The sequence below is a fragment of the Microbacterium fluvii genome, from assembly GCF_025515205.1.
Lineage (GTDB): Bacteria > Actinomycetota > Actinomycetes > Actinomycetales > Microbacteriaceae > Microbacterium > Microbacterium fluvii.
This window is the reverse complement of record NZ_JAOPFX010000003.1, coordinates 41,603-59,310: the sequence shown is the minus strand read 5'-3', so window position 1 is coordinate 59,310 and position 17,708 is coordinate 41,603. Positions and strand designations below refer to the sequence as shown.

At 70.6% G+C, this 17,708-nt stretch carries 17 protein-coding genes; 4 read left to right on the top strand and 13 right to left on the bottom strand.

The window, feature by feature from the left end; all coding sequences use genetic code 11:
• Positions 1-13: 13 nt before the first annotated feature.
• Complete coding sequence (locus OAW74_RS11535; protein WP_262874531.1) at positions 14-958, top strand: LysR family transcriptional regulator; 945 nt, start codon at positions 14-16, stop codon at positions 956-958.
• Here OAW74_RS11535 and OAW74_RS11530 read toward each other — a convergent pair.
• The 12 genes from OAW74_RS11530 to OAW74_RS11475 all read right to left on the bottom strand — a co-directional run bounded on the left by OAW74_RS11530 (position 947) and on the right by OAW74_RS11475 (position 13,960).
• Entirely contained in the window at positions 947-2,422 is a 1,476-nt protein-coding gene (locus OAW74_RS11530) for a sugar phosphate isomerase/epimerase (RefSeq protein WP_262874530.1), read from the bottom strand. The genes OAW74_RS11535 and OAW74_RS11530 overlap by 12 nt on opposite strands.
• A gap of 14 nt (positions 2,423-2,436) precedes the next feature.
• Positions 2,437-3,738: a sugar phosphate isomerase/epimerase gene (locus tag OAW74_RS11525; protein WP_262874529.1), complete on the bottom strand. Its 1,302-nt coding sequence runs from the start codon at positions 3,736-3,738 to the stop codon at positions 2,437-2,439.
• A 14-nt stretch (positions 3,739-3,752) separates the two neighbouring features.
• Positions 3,753-5,318: a GMC oxidoreductase gene (locus OAW74_RS11520; RefSeq protein ID WP_262874528.1), complete on the bottom strand. Its 1,566-nt coding sequence runs from the start codon at positions 5,316-5,318 to the stop codon at positions 3,753-3,755.
• Positions 5,319-5,346: 28 nt separating this feature from the next.
• Entirely contained in the window at positions 5,347-6,840 is a 1,494-nt protein-coding gene (locus OAW74_RS11515; protein ID WP_262874527.1) for an MDR family MFS transporter, read from the bottom strand.
• A 452-nt stretch (positions 6,841-7,292) separates the two neighbouring features.
• Positions 7,293-8,291 carry a fumarylacetoacetate hydrolase family protein gene (locus OAW74_RS11510; protein WP_262874526.1) on the bottom strand — a complete coding sequence of 333 codons (999 nt, stop codon included), beginning with the start codon at positions 8,289-8,291 and terminating at the stop codon, positions 7,293-7,295.
• Entirely contained in the window at positions 8,288-8,728 is a 441-nt protein-coding gene (locus tag OAW74_RS11505; RefSeq protein ID WP_262874525.1) for a VOC family protein, read from the bottom strand. The genes OAW74_RS11510 and OAW74_RS11505 overlap by 4 nt, the downstream gene beginning before the upstream one ends.
• 74 nt (positions 8,729-8,802) lie before the next feature.
• Positions 8,803-9,981 carry an alpha/beta hydrolase family protein gene (locus OAW74_RS11500; RefSeq protein ID WP_262874524.1) on the bottom strand — a complete coding sequence of 393 codons (1,179 nt, stop codon included), beginning with the start codon at positions 9,979-9,981 and terminating at the stop codon, positions 8,803-8,805.
• Between the two features lie 52 nt (positions 9,982-10,033).
• Positions 10,034-10,828 (bottom strand): SDR family NAD(P)-dependent oxidoreductase, encoded by a 795-nt coding sequence (locus tag OAW74_RS11495; RefSeq protein ID WP_262874523.1) that lies wholly within the window; start codon positions 10,826-10,828, stop codon positions 10,034-10,036.
• Positions 10,825-11,241 (bottom strand): VOC family protein, encoded by a 417-nt coding sequence (locus OAW74_RS11490; RefSeq protein WP_262874522.1) that lies wholly within the window; start codon positions 11,239-11,241, stop codon positions 10,825-10,827. Before OAW74_RS11490 ends, OAW74_RS11495 begins: the two co-directional genes overlap by 4 nt.
• A complete protein-coding gene (locus OAW74_RS11485; RefSeq protein WP_262874521.1) occupies positions 11,241-11,816 on the bottom strand; it encodes a cupin domain-containing protein in 576 nt (191 codons plus the stop codon). Before OAW74_RS11485 ends, OAW74_RS11490 begins: the two co-directional genes overlap by 1 nt.
• Positions 11,813-12,940 (bottom strand): FAD-dependent oxidoreductase, encoded by a 1,128-nt coding sequence (locus OAW74_RS11480; protein WP_262874520.1) that lies wholly within the window; start codon positions 12,938-12,940, stop codon positions 11,813-11,815. The genes OAW74_RS11485 and OAW74_RS11480 overlap by 4 nt, the downstream gene beginning before the upstream one ends.
• A 105-nt stretch (positions 12,941-13,045) precedes the next feature.
• Positions 13,046-13,960 carry a LysR family transcriptional regulator gene (locus OAW74_RS11475; protein WP_262874519.1) on the bottom strand — a complete coding sequence of 305 codons (915 nt, stop codon included), beginning with the start codon at positions 13,958-13,960 and terminating at the stop codon, positions 13,046-13,048.
• Between the two features lie 99 nt (positions 13,961-14,059).
• Here OAW74_RS11475 and OAW74_RS11470 point away from each other — a divergent pair, with 99 nt between their 5' ends.
• From OAW74_RS11470 to OAW74_RS11460, 3 genes are all read left to right on the top strand, one after another.
• Positions 14,060-14,998 carry a VOC family protein gene (locus OAW74_RS11470; protein ID WP_262874518.1) on the top strand — a complete coding sequence of 313 codons (939 nt, stop codon included), beginning with the start codon at positions 14,060-14,062 and terminating at the stop codon, positions 14,996-14,998.
• Between the two features lie 40 nt (positions 14,999-15,038).
• Positions 15,039-15,557 carry an RpiB/LacA/LacB family sugar-phosphate isomerase gene (locus tag OAW74_RS11465; protein ID WP_262874517.1) on the top strand — a complete coding sequence of 173 codons (519 nt, stop codon included), beginning with the start codon at positions 15,039-15,041 and terminating at the stop codon, positions 15,555-15,557.
• Positions 15,558-15,759: 202 nt separating this feature from the next.
• On the top strand, positions 15,760-17,061 hold the full coding sequence (locus OAW74_RS11460) for an FAD-dependent oxidoreductase (protein WP_262874516.1): 1,302 nt from the start codon (positions 15,760-15,762) through the stop codon (positions 17,059-17,061).
• Here OAW74_RS11460 and OAW74_RS11455 read toward each other — a convergent pair.
• Positions 16,977-17,597 carry a TetR/AcrR family transcriptional regulator gene (locus OAW74_RS11455; protein WP_262874515.1) on the bottom strand — a complete coding sequence of 207 codons (621 nt, stop codon included), beginning with the start codon at positions 17,595-17,597 and terminating at the stop codon, positions 16,977-16,979. The two genes, OAW74_RS11460 and OAW74_RS11455, sit on opposite strands and share 85 nt — an antisense overlap.
• Between the last annotated feature and the right edge of the window lie 111 nt (positions 17,598-17,708).

Here is a 17,708-nt window from a genome sequence, read left to right as displayed (position 1 = left end):
GGATCACACCGCCGTGACCGATTACAGCCTGCTCGCGCGACTGGATCTCAACCTGCTGGTCTCGCTCGATGCGCTCCTCACCGAGCGCAGTGTGACCCGTGCCGCCGAGCGGCTGCATCTCAGCCAGCCGGCGCTGAGCGCATCGCTGGCGCGATTGCGGGCTCACTTCAACGACCCGATCCTGGCCCGCCGCGGCAACACCTACGAGCTGACGCCGTTCGCCCTTCGCCTGTCGGAGTACACGTCGACGGCGCTCGACGGCGCCCGCCGCGTGTTCGAGAGCCAGGCTGCGTGGGCGCCCAGCGAGTCGACGCGGGAGTTCTCGGTCTACGGATCGGACTACGGGTTCGCGACGATCGGCGCGACGGTGTCGAAACTGGTCGCCGAGCGCGGGCTCGGCGTGCGGTTCCGGTTCATGCTGCACACGCCGGCGATCGTCGAAGACGCCGCGAGCAGGCTGCGCTCCGCAGACGCGCTGATCATCCCGCACGGCTTCCTCACCGACCTCGCCCACGCCGACCTCTTCCGCGACGAGTGGGTCGCCGTCGTCGCCGACGACCACGCGGCCGTCGGCGACGTCCTCACGATGGACCAGCTCGCGGAGCTCCCCTTCGTGATGACCTATCAGTCGCGGTCGGCCTTCACCTCGGTGAGCCGGCACATCCAGCAGCTGGGAATCGAGCCCCGCGTCGATGCCGTGGTCGAGAGCTTCGTCTCGCTGCCGCTGTTCATCGCGGGCACCGATCGCATCGGACTCATGCAGGCAGCCCTCGCGCCGCTGGCCTGCAAGGTCGCCCCCGTGCGCGTGGCGACGCTGCCGTTCGAGACGGCCCCCATCGCCAACGCGCTGTGGTGGCACCCCGTGCACGGGCGCGATCCGGAGCACGCCTGGATGGTCGACCTGTTCACCGAGGCGGGGCGGCTCGTGCAGCAGGAGCTGGGCGACTCAGGCCGGTAGCGCAGCCCGCATGCTCGCGCGGATGAGGTCGTGCTGCCGGCGCACCAGCAGCAGCGGATCGACCTCGCCGAGCTCGGCGAAGGCGTGCCCCTCCCACTCGCTCGACCAGTAGCCGCGGTATCCGCCCTCGACGAACACGCGCACGAGCTCCGGGTAGTCGATCGCCGGCTCCTGACCGCGCTCGTCGATGTCGTAGAACTTGGCGTGCACGTGCCGGATCTGCGGCATGATGTCGGCCCATTCGCGCGGATCGACGTGCCCGTGCATGTTGAACGCGAGGTGCGCGAAGGCGCCGAGGCGACCGGGGTCGAAGTCGCGCCCCTGGAGATAGCCGATGAACTCCTCCTGCCGCTCGCGCATGGGCGCGTCGGTCGCCCAGATGCGCTGCAGCGTCTCGAGCGCCTCGTCGTCGAGCCCCGCTCGCTGCACGGCCCGCAGCAGCGTCGGGCTCATCGCGTGCATCGTCGACGAGAAGTCGGCGACGAAGCCCAGCAGCGGTGAGTCGAGTTCGGCGTAGGTGTCGCGCACCTTCATGATCTCGGGCGAGTTCGGGCCGAGCGGAGCGTGGATCTCGTAGGCGAGCGTGAGGTTCTCTCGCTCGGCGATCGGCAGCAGCCGTCGCAGCAGCTCGGGCTTGGCCGACTGGATGCGCACCAGCGGGAAGCCGAGCTTCTTGGCGCCCTGGAACATGAGCTGCGAGAACTCGAACTCCTCGTTGGGGGTCATGTCGCGGTCGCGGCGCCTGCCCATGTCGAGGTTGGCTCCGAACGAGCTCGCAGCGAACCCGTGCCGGTCGAAGGCGTCGCGCCAGGTGCGCACGAACTCGTCGGAGACGACGGGGTAGGTCGGCACCATCTGCGAAGCGACGATCTCGATGCCGGGCCCGATGCCGAGCTCCGCCACGCGGTCGAGGAGCCCGTCGAAGTCGAACCAACCCGCACGGAACTCGGCAGAGGCCGAATAGAGCGTGAGCCCCAGCCGGAACGGGTCGGCGTCGGTCGCCGGCGGCGCGGGCGGCACGTCGGAGACGAGCGCGGGCGGCGCGGCATCGTGGTCGACGACGGTGAAGGTCCCGGCATCCCGCACGAAATTCGGCACGTACATGCCCGGGCCGCCGTCCTCGCCGGGGGCGATCTGCATATAGGGCAGGCGCAGCTGGCCGCGCAGCACGATGTCGTGCCGCTCGCCGAGCGCGACCGGCTCGTCACGGCGCGCCACCAGCAGCGGATGCTGCTGCAGGAACCAGAGCACGTCGCTGCGCTCGCCGAGCTCGTCGAGCCGGTACGACGTGCCGTCGAGGTCGAAGCGCAGGTCGTCAGCGGCGACGTCGACGCCGTCGACGGTCAGCTCCAGGCTCGTCACCGACGACAGCCAGAGGCTGCGGTACCAGGGCAGGGTGAGGCGCAGCGCGAGCCCGTCGGGGTGTGCGCGCAGCGAGTCTTCGTGGATGAGTCCGTTGGGCATGGTTCCTCCTCGGGTCAGAGCCGGTCGGCGATCTGGCGGATGAGCGAATGCTGGCGGCGCACCTGCTCGATCGAGCGCCACGGCGTGCGCTCCCCCTCGTACTCGCTGGAGAGGTAGCCGGTGTAGCCGGCGTCTTTGAGCGCCCGCAGCACCGGCTCCCACGGGATCTGCTGGTCGACGAGGTGGTCGTCGATGTCGTGGAACTTCGCCTGGATGAACACGACGTACTCGGCGATGCCCGCGATGTCGGCGGGGTCGACGGCGATGCCGTCCATGAACGCGGGGCGCCGCCCAGGCAGCTCGCCCGGCGCGAGCGGGATGGGCCGGTCCTGGAAGATGCCGGTGTCGAGCAGCAGGCCGAAGTGGCGCGTGCCGGTGCGCTGGATCAGCCCGATGTAGTCGTCGACGACCTCGTGCTTGATGGGGGTCGGCGAGTGGATCTCGGGGCAGATGACCACGTCGAGCTCGGCCGCGAGGTCGAGGCTGCGCTCGACGGCCTCGGACCACGTCGGGTGGGGCACGAGGTCGCTCGAGACGACGCCGATCTTGGGCCTGACGAAGCGGAACCCGAGGGTCTTGGCGAGCCGCAGATCGCGCTGCAGCATGGCCGCGCCCTCGATCGCCGTGAGGTCACGGGCGTTCGGGCCGCTGGAGTGCAGCCGCGTGTCGATCCACGAGCCCATGTTGGTGGGCTCGAGGCGGTAGCGCTCGAGCAGACGGAACCACTCGTCGATCCACGCCGTCGTCGGGTTCGGGAAGCCGGGCACGTGGCCCTCGCCGAGGATCTCGATGCCGGTCGCGCCGATGTCGGCGATGCCCTTCATCGCCGTCTCGAGGTCGAGCACCGTGCCGTAGTCGTGCATGAAGCTGTAAAGCGAGACGCCGTAGCGGAAGGGCGCGCCGCCCGCTTCGGGCGAGAGAGTCACATGCTTGGTGACCTGATAGCGGCTGGGCTGGTGCTCGAGCGGGATGTACGACATGCGCAGTCGCAGGTCGACCGACAGCTCGTGGATGCCGTCGGGCAGCCCTCCCGGGAGGGGCACCGTCACGATCGCCGCCTCTTCGAGCTGCCAGCGCACCCCCTCGCCGTCCCAGAGCTCCTGCAGCGTGTAGGTGCGGCCCTGCAGGGTCCACAGCGGGACGTCGGGCGCGACGTCGACGACACCGGGGATGCGCACGGCCACTCCGTCGATGAGGGATGCGGCCATGCCGCGATACGACGGCATGCGCAGCCGGAACTGGAATCCGGTGATCTCGCCACCCTCGCGCACATTGCGGAAGCCGACGGACTGGATGAGGTCTCTCTCGAGCAGCATGGGTCTCTCCGTTCTCAGCGCAGCGTCTGCGCGGCCGCGCGGGCGCCGCGGACGGCGAGCGCGACGCTGGTCAGGGTGGGGTTCATGGTGTTGGCGGTGGGGATGAGGGCGTTGCCGCCCACGACGAGCCCGTCGATGCCCCACACGCGCGACCACGGGTCGGCGACCGACGTGCCGTCGTCGGTCTTGCCCATGCGCATCGTGCCCATGTAGTGCAGGCTCGAGCCGTTGGGCAGCAGCCGGGGGCCGGCGACGAACGCCCCGAGCGCTTCTCCGGCCCGGCGCAGTCGCACCGTGGCCTCGTCGATCTCGGCGGTCTCGGCATCCGTCAGGGCGTACTCGATGGTCATGTTGGGCAGGCCCCGCCAGTCGAGTTCGTCGTCGTCGAAGCGCACGCCGTCTTCTGCACGAGGGTGCTTGCGCACGCCGTAGCCCATGTTCACGTAGCCCCAGCGGTTGCCCGCGCTCGGGTGAGTGGGGTCGAGCTGGAAGGGCGGGTTCTCGGCGTACATCACCTGCAGCGAGAAGGGGTGGTCGGGTTCGGAGAACGGGATGCGGTTGACCGCCGCGACCGGATCGGCGGCGTTCTGCGCCCTGCGGGCGAGTTCGCGGGCGAGCTGCTCGTCGGTGACGAGCCCGCCCATCTTCTCGGCGTCGAGAGCGACGGTGCAGATGACGACGTGGTGCTCGGTGAGGTAGCGCCCGAGCGCGGGCGGGCGGATGTCGGAGGCCCACAGCAGCTGCGGCGAGCGGAAGGCGTCGGCGGCCACCACCACGAGGTCGGCGGCGAAGAACGAGCTCTCGCCGGTGCGGAGGTCTTCGACGGTGACCCCGACCGCGCGGCCGTTCGCGTGCTCGATGCGGCGCACGAGCGACAGGTCGCGCAGCTCGAAGCGCGCGGCCTCGTCGGTTCCCTGGTCGAGGAGCGGGCCCAGCACCATGTCGGCGCCGGCCCACACCATTGATCCGTCGGGCTGCGGGTCGCCCGCGACGGGGAGGGTGCTCGGGCCGTAGCCCTCGGGCAGCTCGGCGCCGAACTCGTCGGTCAGGAGCGAGCGGATCGCGGTGCCGATGGGCGAGTCGCTGAAGGCGTCGGCGCGGTGGTGCAGCAGCGCCTCGGCCGTGGAGATCAGGTCTTCCCACTCGTCGTCGGGGATGAACGGCACCTTCTCGCTGAAGGCGGGCCGCGGGATCGCGCACGTCCAGTGCGCGCCCTGACCGCCCACGTTGTTGGCGGCGGCCGCCGCCGGGAAGGTCGCGGCGTGCGCGGCGCCCTCGCCGCCGAAGTCGAGCAGGAAGGTGCCTTCACGGGCGGTGAACATGCCCTCGACGACGACGCCTGCGGGGATGCCGAGCGATTCGCGGTGCGTGCCGGACTGCGGCCCCTGCGACCTCTCGCGGGCGAGGGCCTTCTGGGCGGGGTCGGCGATGTTGCGCACGCTCGCCCCCGCGGGCTCGGTGACCTGCGGACCGGCCTCGAACATGACCACGCGCGCGTCCGGCAGCGACTCGAGCAGCACGCGGGCGTAGGCGGAGCCGATGGGACCACTGCCGACGACGGCGATGGTGGGGGCGGTCATGATGTCTCCTCGCTGAGATGGGCGCCGCTCACGCGGTCTGGGTCTGGGGGTCGGTCACGGGGATCGACGAGGTGTCGTCGGAGAGCCGGCCGTGCGGCAGCATCACGGCGGCGACGACCCCGAGCGCATAGACGGCGGCCAGCGCCAGGAACACCGGCACGAACACGTCGCGGTAGATCTCGGCGACGGCGGCCTGGGTGGCGGGGTCGGCGGCGTGCACGATCTGCGGCGTGAGGGTGGCAGCATCCAGCCCCTGCGGCAGGCGTGCCGCGACGCCGAAGCCCACGACGCCGCCGATGACGGCGGTCGTGACGGTCGCGCCGATCTGCCGCACGAGGTTGGTGGTCGCCGTGACGGTGCCGAGCTGGTCGCGCGGGGCGGCGCTCTGCACGACGGCGAAGATGAGGTTCATGAACGACCCCGTGCCGATGCCGACGACGGCCATGACGGCCATCGGCACCGCCAGCGGGAGTCCCACCGGCAGCAGCGCCATGACGAACAGGCCGGCGGCGCCGAGGAGCGTGCCGATGATCGGGTAGAGCCGGTAGCGGCCGGTGCGGCTGACGAGGTGGCCGGTGACGAGGTTGCTCACCAGCATCCCGAGCACCGTCGCGATCGGCACGAGACCCGAGACGGTCGCGGTCGTGCGGTAGGCCATCTGGAAGTAGGTGGGCAGGTAGGAGGTCACCGCGAACAGGCCGATGCCGATGATGGCCGACAGCGCGAAGCAGGCCGCGATGGTGCGGTCGGCGAACAGCGGCAGCGGCAGGATGGGCGTCTGCGCCCGCGCCTCGATCGCGAAGAACACCGCGAAGGCGGCGAGCGCGACGGCGAACGCCACGGCGGCCGAGAGGCGCAGCGAGGCGTCGCCCACCCAGGTGACCCCGAGCACGAGGGCGACGAGGGCGATCGTGAACGAGATCGCGCCGGCGACATCGAAGCGCGCGCGGACCCCCGGCGCGATGTGCGGCACGGCGACGAGAGCGAGCACGAGGGCGGCGATTCCGACCGGCACGTTGATCCAGAACACCCACGGCCAGCCCCAGAAGTCGGTGATGAGGCCGCCGAGCACCGGACCCACGACGATCGCGATGGGAAAGGCGGCGCCGATGATCGCCATGTAGCGGGGGCGCTGGCGGGGCGTCGTGACGGTCGCGATGATCGTCTGCGACATGAGCTGCAGCCCCGCCGAGCACATGCCCTGCACGACGCGCGCCGCGATGAGCCAGCCCATCGACGGAGCGAACCCGCACACGAGCGACGCCGCGATGAACCCGACCAGCGAGATGAGGAACACGCGCCGCGGACCCACGACATCGCCGAGCTTGCCGAGCACCGGCAGCATCGCGGTGGCCGCGAGGGTGTAGCCGACGACGATCCAGCTGAGCTGCTCGAGGGCGCCGAGCGAGCCCGCGATGGTCGCGAGCGACGTGGAGACGACGGTGTGGTCGAGCGCGCCGAGAAAGCTGACGACCAGGAGCGAGGCGACCAGCAGGCGGAGGCGGAGTGCAGACAGAGGCATTCGTGGGCACCCGTACGACCGGGTGATCGACGCGACCGTGTGTGCCGCTGCGGCGACCGTGCCGAGCGAACGGGCCTATGGCCCCGACGTCGGTCTCAGACTAGCCCTACTTAGGTCGAAAAGCAACCAAAGGTGCTCCGTGGGTTCTCTCTCCCTCCGATCAGATCAGGAGATCTCGCTACGCCTCCTTCACCAGATCAGGAGATCTCGCCGGCACAGGTCGATCGGTCGCGGAACGACCTGTGTAAGCAGAATCACCTGATCTCGCGGCAGCGACCGGAACTGCCAGCATCCGCTCTCCCGCCACCTCCGCGGCTGCCCCTGCACGAGATCAGGAGATCTCGCCGGCACAGGTCGATCGGTCGCGGAACGACCTGTGTGAGCCGAATCACCTGATCTGGCGAAGGGTGGATGCGGTCGGCCCGGCTCGCGGCGAGCTTGGCGGCTGCGGCTCAGCGGCGGCGGGCGCGGGAGCGCTCGCGGGCGCGCGGGATGGGAGGGGCGGCGACCCGCTCCCCCACGACGTTGACGATCTCGCCGACGCCCTCGATCACCATGCGCACCTCGTCGCCGGGCTGAAGCGGCGGGATCGAGCTGCCGCGGCCCCAGAGCTCGCCGAGGCAGCCTCCGCCGCCCACGGTGCCCGAGCCGAGCACGTCGCCCGGCACGACGACCGAGTTGCGGGCGGCGTAGGCGATGAGCTCGCCGAAAGGCCAGCCCATGTTCGAGACGAGGTCTTCGCCCACGAGCGCGCCGTTGACGAAGACCTCGGCGCGCACGGCGAGGAAGCCGTCCTCGTCGAGATACGACGCCAGCTCGTCGGTGCTGACGATCCACGGGCCCAGGGTGATGCCGAAGTCCTTGCCCTTGGCGGGCCCCAGCCGCACCTTCATCTCGCGCGCCTGCAGGTCGCGGGCCGACCAGTCGTTCATGACGGTGTAGCCGAAGATGTGGGATGCTGCCGCATCCGCGTCGAGGTTCGCCCCCGACGATCCGGCGACACCGCCGATGACCGCCGCGAGCTCCAGCTCGAAGTCCAGGCGCTGCGACTCGGGCACCGGCACGACCTCGCCGGTCGCGCGCACCGTGTGCGGGTTGGTGAAGTAGAAGGTCGGCGCCTCGTACCACTCCGGCACCGCGCCTCCCTTGCCGTCGACCGAGGCCGAGACCCCCTCGACGTGCTCTTCGAAGGCGACGAAGTCGCGGATGGATGCCGGCACCAGCGGCGCGAGCAGTCGCACGTCGGCCAGGGGCACCGCGGCGGACTCGTCGCGGTCGTCGAAGACGGCGGCGGCAGCATCCAGGCCGCCGTGGAGGAGGCTCCGGACCGTCACGCCCTGCGGAAACGGCACGACGCGGTCGTCGACGACGAAGCCCTCCGACGCCTCGACGGGCTCGGCGACCGAGGCGGGCTCGGCGACCGAGGCAAGGGTCCAGCGTGCGATCTTCATTCGAGGGCTCCGATCTGCTCCACGAGCGGCACCGGCCGCTCGATGACTTCGATGAGGTTGCCCTCGGGGTCGGCGACGTAGGCGAGGATCAGCCCCGACATCGGCGACGGCCCTGGCGCGGAGATCACCCGCGCGCCTCCGGCGACGAGCGCGGCGAACCGGGCGGCCACGTCGGCCACCCGCAAGCACAGGTGCCCGTACCCTCGCGTGAGGATCGCCTCGGTCGGCGACGACGCCTGCAGCCCCGGGTTCGACCCGACGCGCTCGAGCAGTTCGATCGCCCACCCGTCTTCCGGGTCGACGAGGTACTGCGTGCGCACGCCGATCGCCGGGTTCGACATCGCGGGCGTGGGCACGAGCCCGAGCGCGTCGGCGTACCAGGCGGCCTGCGCATCGAGGTCTGCGACCGAGAGTCCGACGTGGTCGAGGGCGGTCATGCGGTGCTCCGATCGATCATCGCGCGCGCGAGGGAGGTGGTGCGCCGGGCCCGGCGGGTCTGCAGACGCCGGACTCAGCCGAGCTCGGCGAAGGTCTCGGCGATCCAGTCGGCGGTGAACTCGCCGACGTAGGCCATGTTGTCGATGCCGATGTGCTCATTGCCGCCCTCGACCTTGTCGAAGATGCGCAGCTCGCGCTTGGGCGAGTTCACCGCGGCCTCGTACTCGTCGTACGCGTACTTCACCGGGATCTGCCGGTCGTCTTCGCCGTGGGTCACCAGGAACGGCACCGTGATGTTCTCGACGACGCCCTCCAGGCGCATGTTCTTCGTCTTCTCGAGGAAGTCGGCGTCGTCGGATGCGCCGAACACCCAGTAGACGTGGTCCCAGTAGTGCGGCACGGGGTTCTCGCCCTCGCGGCGGCGGCGCGCCTCCTGCACGGCGGCCCAGTCGTAGTTCGCGCCCCACGCCACCGCCAGCGCGATGCGCTTCTCGAACGCGGTCGCCCGCGGCACGTAGTAGCCGCCGAGCGACCAGCCCACCAGGCCCACGCGCGCAGCATCCACGCCCAGCTCGGCGGCGTGCTCCTCGATCCAGTCGAGGGTCGAGGCCGCCCACACCTCGGTGTCGTAGCGGGCGCGCAGGTCGCGCATGCGCAGCGCCTCGCCCGAGCCGGGCGGGTCCATCATGAGCGTCGAGATGCCGCGGGCCGCCAGCTGCTGCGGGAAGCCCGAGGTGTACATCATCTCCTTGGTGGAGTCGAGGCCGTTCCACATGACGATGAGGGGCTTCGGGCCCTCGCCGGGCGCACGGTAGAAGTAGCCGGGCAGCGCAGAGCCCTCCGGCGCGTCGTCGCCCTTGTAGGGCACATCGACGGTGGTCAGCGGCACATCCGAGAGCTCGACGTGCTTCAGGAGCAGGTCGATCGACTTCTGGTAGGCGGCCTTGCGGCCCTCCCACTTGGGCGACTGCAGGCGCTCGGCCTGCGACGTGTAGAGCGCCGCACGGTAGTACTTGTCGCCCGCGCCGCGCTTCCAGCCGCGGGCCTCGGCCTCTTCGGCCGACGCCAGCAGCCGGTCGGCGACGGCCTGCCACGAGCCGTAGAGCAGCTCGGTGCCCACGTCGTCGCCCTGCTCGGAGGCCTCCAGCACGGGCTTCGAGGCCTTGTGCACATCGTCGATGAACCCGCCGTTGTTGAGCGAGGCGACGACGGCCATGCTCCAGACGTAGTTGGTGGGGAAGTACATGTACATGGTGTTGCTCCAGGTGAGTCGGGGCGTTTCGTCTCGGCGCTGCGCGCCTCGCTCAACGACCGGGTTGGGGGCCGCGCACGGCGTCGGAGAGGAAGGTGGACACGCCCGAGAGCAGCTGGCCTCCGTCGACCCCGACCTCCGCGCCGGTGACGTAGGAGGCGGCATCCGACAGCAGGAAGACGACGACGTTCGCGACCTCCTCAGGCTGCCCGCCGCGGTGCAGCGGCGAGACGGCCTCGTTGGCGGCGAGGAAGGCGGCGGGGGCGGATGCCGTCATCTCGGTGTGGATGTAGCCCGGGTGCACGAGGTTCACGCGGATGCCGCGGGGGCCGAGCTCGGTCGCACACGAGTGCGACAGGCCGCGCAGCGCCCACTTGCTGGTCGTGTAGGCAGCCGTGTAGTGGCCGGTGACGGCGGCCGCCGAGCCGATGTTGACGATCGACGAGCCCTCGCCCATGAGCGGCAGCAGCGCCTGGATGCCGAGCATGGGCCCCGTGACGTTGATCGCGATGACGCGGTCCCAGTCGTCGCGCACGACCTCGCCGATGCGCGTGCGCTGCGTGACGCCGGCGTTGTTGACGAGGCCCTTGACCGCGCGGCCGGCGAGCGAGTCGGCCAGCTCGGCCCACGCGGCCTCGTCGGTGACGTCGAGGCGGCGGTAGGTGACGGTGCCCGGGAGGGCGGATGCTGCCGCCACGAGCTCGGGGGCCTCGTCACGCACGTCGGCGGCGATGACGTCCGCCCCCTGGGCTGCGAGCAGGAGCGCCTCTTTCGCACCCTGGCCGCCTGCTGCGCCTGTGACGACGAACAGGCTCCCGGCGATGCCGGGGAGCTGGATCCCGGTCATGCCGCCACCGGTCCTTCGCGGTCGAGCAGCTCGATGAAGTTGCCCTCGGGGTCGGTGACGAACGCGAAGCGCACGCCGGGTTCGGGGGCAGGGGCCGGCGCCGTGACGACGGTGGCACCGGCATCCACGAGCCGGGCGAAGACCTCGTCGACGTCGGCGACGCGCAGGCACACGTGCCCCCAGCCCTGCGCGAGCAGCTCGTCGGGCGGGCTCGTCGCCGGAGTGCGGTGGGTCGAGCCTCGGCGCTCGAGCAGTTCGATCGCGAGATCGTCGGGGCCGAGCAGGAACACGCCCCGAAGGCCCACCGCGGCGATCTCGAACGGCTTGGCGGTGGCGAAGCCGAACGCCCGCTGGTACCAGTCGCGCTGCGCGTCGAGGTCGCCCACCGATAGGCCTACGTGGTCGACGTGCATCAGGCGCCCGCCTCGTGCGCGCCGGGTTCGTCGTGCGGGCCCTCGGTCATGAGCGCTGCGTGCACGTCGTCGGGGAGGACCCCCAGCAGCTCGGGCGCGAACTCGCCGTCGATGAGGATGAACGCGACCCGGCAGACCTTGTCGGTGCGGTTGGCCCACGCGTGGTCGGTGCCGCGCTGGATGACGACATCGCCGGCCTGCAGCGTCACCTCGCTGTCGTCGAGCATCAGCACGATCTCGCCCTCGAGCACGATGCCGTAGTCGACCGACTGCGTGCGGTGCACGGGCGACTGACGCCCCTCGGGGGTGAGGTGACCGGGGAAGAACTCGTTGACGCGCACCTTGGTGCCCCGCACCGGCGGAGGCACGCGGATCGAGTCGAGGGTCGGATCGCCCTCGTCGGCGACGATCGGCGCAGGTGCGCCCGCGGTCTGCCACACCTCGTAGAAGCCCACGCCGTCCTGCGGCATGAACCGGTGCACCGGCACGAGCCCGTCGGAGAGCACGACCGACACGCCGTTCGCGTCGTGCCCCGTGACGACGCGGCGCGGCACGGTGAGCGACTCGGGCGTCACGGCGCCGCCACCAGCGCACCCAGCGCCATGCCCATGACCCGGCCGGGGTCGGCACCGGGGGTGCCGGGGTTCTGCTCCCAGTGGGCCAGCTGCAGCGAGGCGTCGACGACGCCCTTGATGCGAGGGATGCGGCGGGCATAGAAGGCCGAGAGCTGGTCTTCGAGAGCGCCCTCCTCGGTGACGTACTGGGCGAACAGCAGCGAGTCCTCGACGCACTGCGCGGCGCCCTGCGCGATCAGCGGCGGCACGGCGTGCACGGCTTCGCCGAGCGCGACGACGCGGCCCTCGTGCCACGGGCCCTCGACGAAGATCCACTCGATCTCCTGGAAGTTGAGGAACGTGTCGGCGGTGATCGATTCGCGAAGGTAGTCGAACGGGCCGTGGAAGTTCTCCATCAGGCGCTTGACCTCCTGCCAGCCCTCGAGCCCATTGTCGGGGCGCTCGGGGCGGCAGAGCACGAAGATGTAGCACTGGTCGGCGTTGACGGGCGTGTAGCCCACCTTGTAGGCGCCGCCGTCGTCTTCGAACGGGTAGGCGATGCCGCCGGTCATCTCGGGCGTACGCGAGGTGACGGCGCGCCAGATGCCCAGGCCGCTGGGCGCACGGTCTTCGGCGATGCCGAGCTTCGGGCGAGTCTGGCTCTTGATGCCCTCGGCGATCACGATGAGGTCCCACGTCTCGGTGGTGCCGTCGGAGAGGGTCGAGACGGCGGTCTCGCCGTCGTTCTGGTAGGAGGTGAGCTCAAGGCCCAGGCGGATCTCGACGCCCAGCTCCTCGGCCTTGCGCACGAGGATCTCGTGCAGGTCGGGGCGGAGGGCCCCGATCGTGGCGGGCAGGTCGTCGCCGCCGGTGCGGGGCGTCGGCATCTCGGCCATCACCCGGCCGTCGGCGAAGAACAGCGTGAGCGAGTTCTCCTCCTGGCCCACGGCGAGCACGTCGTCGATGACGCCGATCTCTGTGAACACGCGCAGCGCGTTGCCCTGGATGGTGAGGCCGTGGCCGACACGGGCCCACGCGGGGGCCTTGTCGACGAGCGTGACCTTCACGTCGCGCTGGGCGAGTGCGATGGCCGCCGTCAGCCCGGTGAATCCGCCGCCGACGATGAGCACATTGCGAACCGACATCTTCGTCTCCTGTTTGTCTCTGGACGCGACACCGCCTCCAGAGCACGACGCTAGGGCCGACGTTCCCCGTTGACCAATCGCCCCCCGCGATGCCAGATATCGCGCTCAGGCGGCGAGGCCGCCCGTTTCGGCCATCTGCGCGGCCAGCCCGCGCAGCCACGCGTGCCCCGCATCGTGTGCGTGGGCAGGGTGCCACCACAGCCGCTGGATGAGCTCCACCGTCGGGAAGGGCGTGGGCACGGCGACGGTGCCGGTGACCTCGCCGTTGCGCTCGACGAGCCGGCTCGGCACGACGCCGATGAGATCGGTGCCGCTGATGATGAGCGGGATCGACAGCAGCGTCGAGGTCGTCACCCGCGTGCGCGGCCGGATGGCCAGCTCGTCCATCGTGCGCTCGATCGGCGTCACGTGCGCGCGCCCGAAGTCGCACCGGATGAAGGGACTCGCGACGAACTGCGCGACCGTGAGCCCGCCGTCTGCGATCACCGGGTTGTCTCTCGCCGCGATCACCACGTAGTCGTCGCGGAACAGCTCCATGCTCGCGGCCTCGATGCCGATGCCGGGGGCCGCGACGACGAAATCGTGCGCCAAGAGGTCCCGGTCGGCATCCGTCGGCTCCGTGGGCAGTCGCAGATAGTCGAAGCGGATGCCGGGGGCCGCGGCCTGCGCGAGGGCGAACAGCGGCCGCAGCTCGACCGCGCCGTAGTCCGACAGCTGGATGCCGAAGGTGCGCCGCGAGGTGGCCGGCGCGAAGGACTCCTCCTGCCCGAGCGCCTGAGCGACCAGGGGAAGCGTCAGCTGCACCTGCGGCAGGATCTGCCTCGCAAGCGGCGTGAGCTCGTAGTCCCGGCCGATGCGCACCAGCAGTTCGTCTTGGAAGAGGGTGCGCAGCCGCGACAGCGCCGCCGACATGGTGGACTGGCCGAGGCCGATGCGCTCGCCCGCGTGCGTGACGTTGGCCTCCTCGAGAAGCGCCCGCAGCGCCACGAGGAGGTTCAGGTCGGGGTCGCCGCCAGCCACAGATGCATGGTATCCGGCCGCGGCATGGCGGTTTGAGAGGCGGGCGTCCTAGCCTCGTCACGTCGCGCTCTGGCCGCGACCGGTTTCGAAGAAAGGTCGATGATGACTCAGCGGCTCGTGTCCCACCTGCGCTACGGCGCCCTCGCCATCCCCAACTACGACCAGGAGCGCGAGTTCTTCGTCACGCACTGGGGTCTCACCGAGGTGCACGCAGAAGACGGCCTCAGCTACCTGGCCGCCGAGGGCTCGACCGAGCCCTTCATCCTGCGACTGCGCCGCGACGACAAGCGCGTCGACCTCGCCGGCTTCGGCGTCGCCAGCCGTGCCGACGTCGATGCCCTCGCCGCCAAGCTCCACGCCGAAGACGTGCAGTTCATCCACGAACCGCAGGAGCTCACCGGCTTCGGCGGCGGCTACGGCTTCCGCATCTTCGACGGCGACGGCCGGGCGCTCGAGTTCGCCACCGGCTACCAGACCCGCGAGGCGCGCAAGATCCGCGAGCGCGAGCCGATCCCGGCCAAGCTCTCGCACATGGTGTTCAACTCCGCCGACCTCAACAAGACGGCGCAGTGGTACGTCGAGCACCTCGAGTTCACGATCTCGGACTCGCTGGTGCGCCCCGACGGCGTCGACATGATGCACTTCATGCGCTGCAACGCCAACCACCACTCGATCGCCGTGGCGATGGGCCCGCACCACTCGCTGCACCACCTGTCGTTCGAGATGCGCGGCATCGAGGAGTGGATGCGCGGCGCCGGCAAGATCCTCCGCTCGGGCGCCCGCATGATCTGGGGCCCCGGCCGTCACAACGCTGGCGACAACACGTTCGCCTACTTCCTCGATCCCTCCGGCAACACCATCGAGTACACGACCGAGCTGTCGATGGTCGACGACGACACGTGGGTCGCGCACAAGCACGACATCAGCCAGCTGTCCACGCAGGACCAGTGGGGCACGGCGCAGGAGATGAGCGAACTGGTCGCCAGGGAATCGTTCAACGACATCGACAAGGGACTGTTCGTCGCCCCTCCGGTGTGACCTGCAGCATCCGCTCTCTGGCCAAGGAAGGTCGACAGACATGACCCGCATCCACTTCGCCGCCGATCACGGCGGCTACGAGCTCGGCCGCACGCTCGAGGCGCGCGCCACCGCCGCCGGCTTCGACGTCGTCTGGCACGGCGCCGACGAGGTCGACCCGGGCGACGACTACCCGATCTACGCGGTGCGCGTGGGCCAGGCTGTGGTCACCGACCAGGACGCCGGCGTCGATGCCTTCGGCGTGCTGGTGTTCGATGAGGCCGTCGCCGGCGTCGTCGCCGCCAACAAGGTCAACGGCGCGCGCGCCGTGACCACCACCTCGCCCCGCGCCGCGATGAACGCGCGCGGGGTGGTCGATGCGAACGTCATCGTGATCGAGGGGATCGCCTACGAGGAGTCGGCCTGGCTCAACGTCTATGCCTTCGTGACCGCGGGCATGGAGCAGACCGTCGAGCGCGGCCGCCAGATCCTGCAGATCGAGGAGTTCGAGAACGCCGGCACGATCGAGGGCTGGGCGATCCAACTCGAGCCCGAGCAGATCGCCGTGCGGCACGAGTAGCCCCTGCTCTTCTGCCCATGTGGCACACATGATGGGGTCAGGCCTTGCTGAGGGCCCCATGTGGCACACCTGGTGCGGGGGGCGGCAGCCTCCCCATCGGCGCGAGCGATAGGCGGCATCGGCGAACCATCGGGTGCGAGTAACTGTAACGGCCTTACAGTTATCGCGAGGGCAGTGGAGCCCGCACCCGAAGGAGTCACCGATGACCCGAACCACCGACCACCCGATCGTCGTCCTCGGGGCAGGCCCCGCGGGCATGGCCGCAGCCCTCGCGCTGCACACCGCCCGGCACGACGTCGTGCTCCTGGAGCGCTACCGCGAGGCGCGCCCGGCCGGCAACATCCTCAACCTGTGGCCGCCGCCCATCAAGGCCCTCGGCCTCATGGGGGTCGACGTCGACGACCTCGGCGCCCCCTGCCACTCCACCTTCCGCAGCGCGAAGGGCAAGGTCCGTGCCGACGTGCAGATCCCCGCCGACGTCGTGGCGCGGTACGGCGGCGGATTCATCGGGATGCTGCGCCCCGACCTCTACCGCCGCATGCTCGCCGCGATCCCCGAGGGCATGCTGCTGACGGATCAGGAGGTCACCGGCATCCGCGATCTCGGCGACCACGTCGAGCTCACGATGAAAGACGGCTCGACCCGCTCCACTCCGCTGCTGGTCGGCGCCGACGGCATCGACTCGATGGTGCGGGCGCACCTCTGGGGTGCGTCGCCCAAGCGCGAGCATCGGCTGCACATCATCGGCGGCTACACGTTCGACGACGCGCCGAGCGCCGAGAAGGGCGAGGCGATCATCGCGCACACCCGCACGGTGCAGGGCTCGTACACCTCGATCCGCAGCCAGGGCCGAGACGGCTACCAGTGGTGGACGCTCGAGGCCTGCGACCCCGACGCCCCCGCGCCGGCCGACCTGCGCGGGCACGCACTGACCCTCGCCCAAGGCTTCGGCGCCCCGCTGACCTCGCTCATCGAGGCCACGACCGACGACCATGTGCAGCGGTGGGTCATCCGCGACCGCAAGCCCCTGAAGAAGTGGTCGAAGGGCCGCATCACCCTCGCCGGCGACGCGGCGCACGCGACCTCGCCCTACGCGGCGTACGGGGCGGGCATGTCGATCGGCGACGGCTACTTCCTCGCGCAGCTGCTGGCGGGCGCCGATCTCTCCGACACCGCGGCGGTGGGCGCAGCCCTCGACCGCTACGACGAGGTGCGCATCCCGCACACGACGATGCAGGTGCAGCAGGCCTACATCCTGGGCAGGGCCTTCCACCACGCCCCCGCGTTCCTGCGGCCCCTGCGCGACGCCGTGCTCGACGGCACCCCGCTGCTGCAGAAGCAGATCGGCGAGCGCAGCCCCGGCGAGATCGTCGCTCAGCTCGACGAGATGGGCGACAGCATCCTCGCCCCCCGCGTGAGTCACGCGCCCGCGTCGACGGCGTCGGCGCGGGCCGTGGCCATGCGCACCAGTCGCGCCCGCAGCTCGGCGTCATCCGGGCTGTAGGGCGAGGCGAAATCGACGCCGTACATCGTGCTCATGACGAGCTCGGCGAACAGCATCGTGGCGATGTCGCGACCTGCTTCGTCGCCGAGAGCGAGCCCCTGCGAGAGGGCGTCGATCACGCGGCGCGCCTCTTCGACGCCCCTGCGGTGCACCCAGGCGTCCTGCAGCGACGCGGCGATGATCGGGCGCAGCACGTCGGCGTTGCGTGAGAACTGCTCGGATGCGGCGGCCACGACCGCCGCGATGCGCTCGTCGCGCGGCGCATCGGGCGGCGGCAGGGCGCCCATCAGCTCTCGATCGGTGTCGAGGATGCGCACCATGACGTGCTCGTAGACGGCGGCGATGAGTCCGTCGCGGCCGTCCACGCGCGCGTACAGCGACGGCGCAGACATGCCCGCGCGGCGGCAGACCTCGGTGACGGTGAGCGCGTCGAGGCCGCCTTCGACGAACAGCTCGGCGCCGACCTCGAGCGCGCGCTGCCAGGCCGCGCGCGTGCGCTGCTGCTGGGGCTCACGCACCTCGCGAAGCTCTGTCACCCCTCGATTATCGCCTGGTCGGGCGGCCGCATCCCTGGTATCGACCCGAGGCATGCCGCAACGCCACTACGCTCGCTCGAGGAACCAGCGTCGCAGCCGACGCGGAGAGGA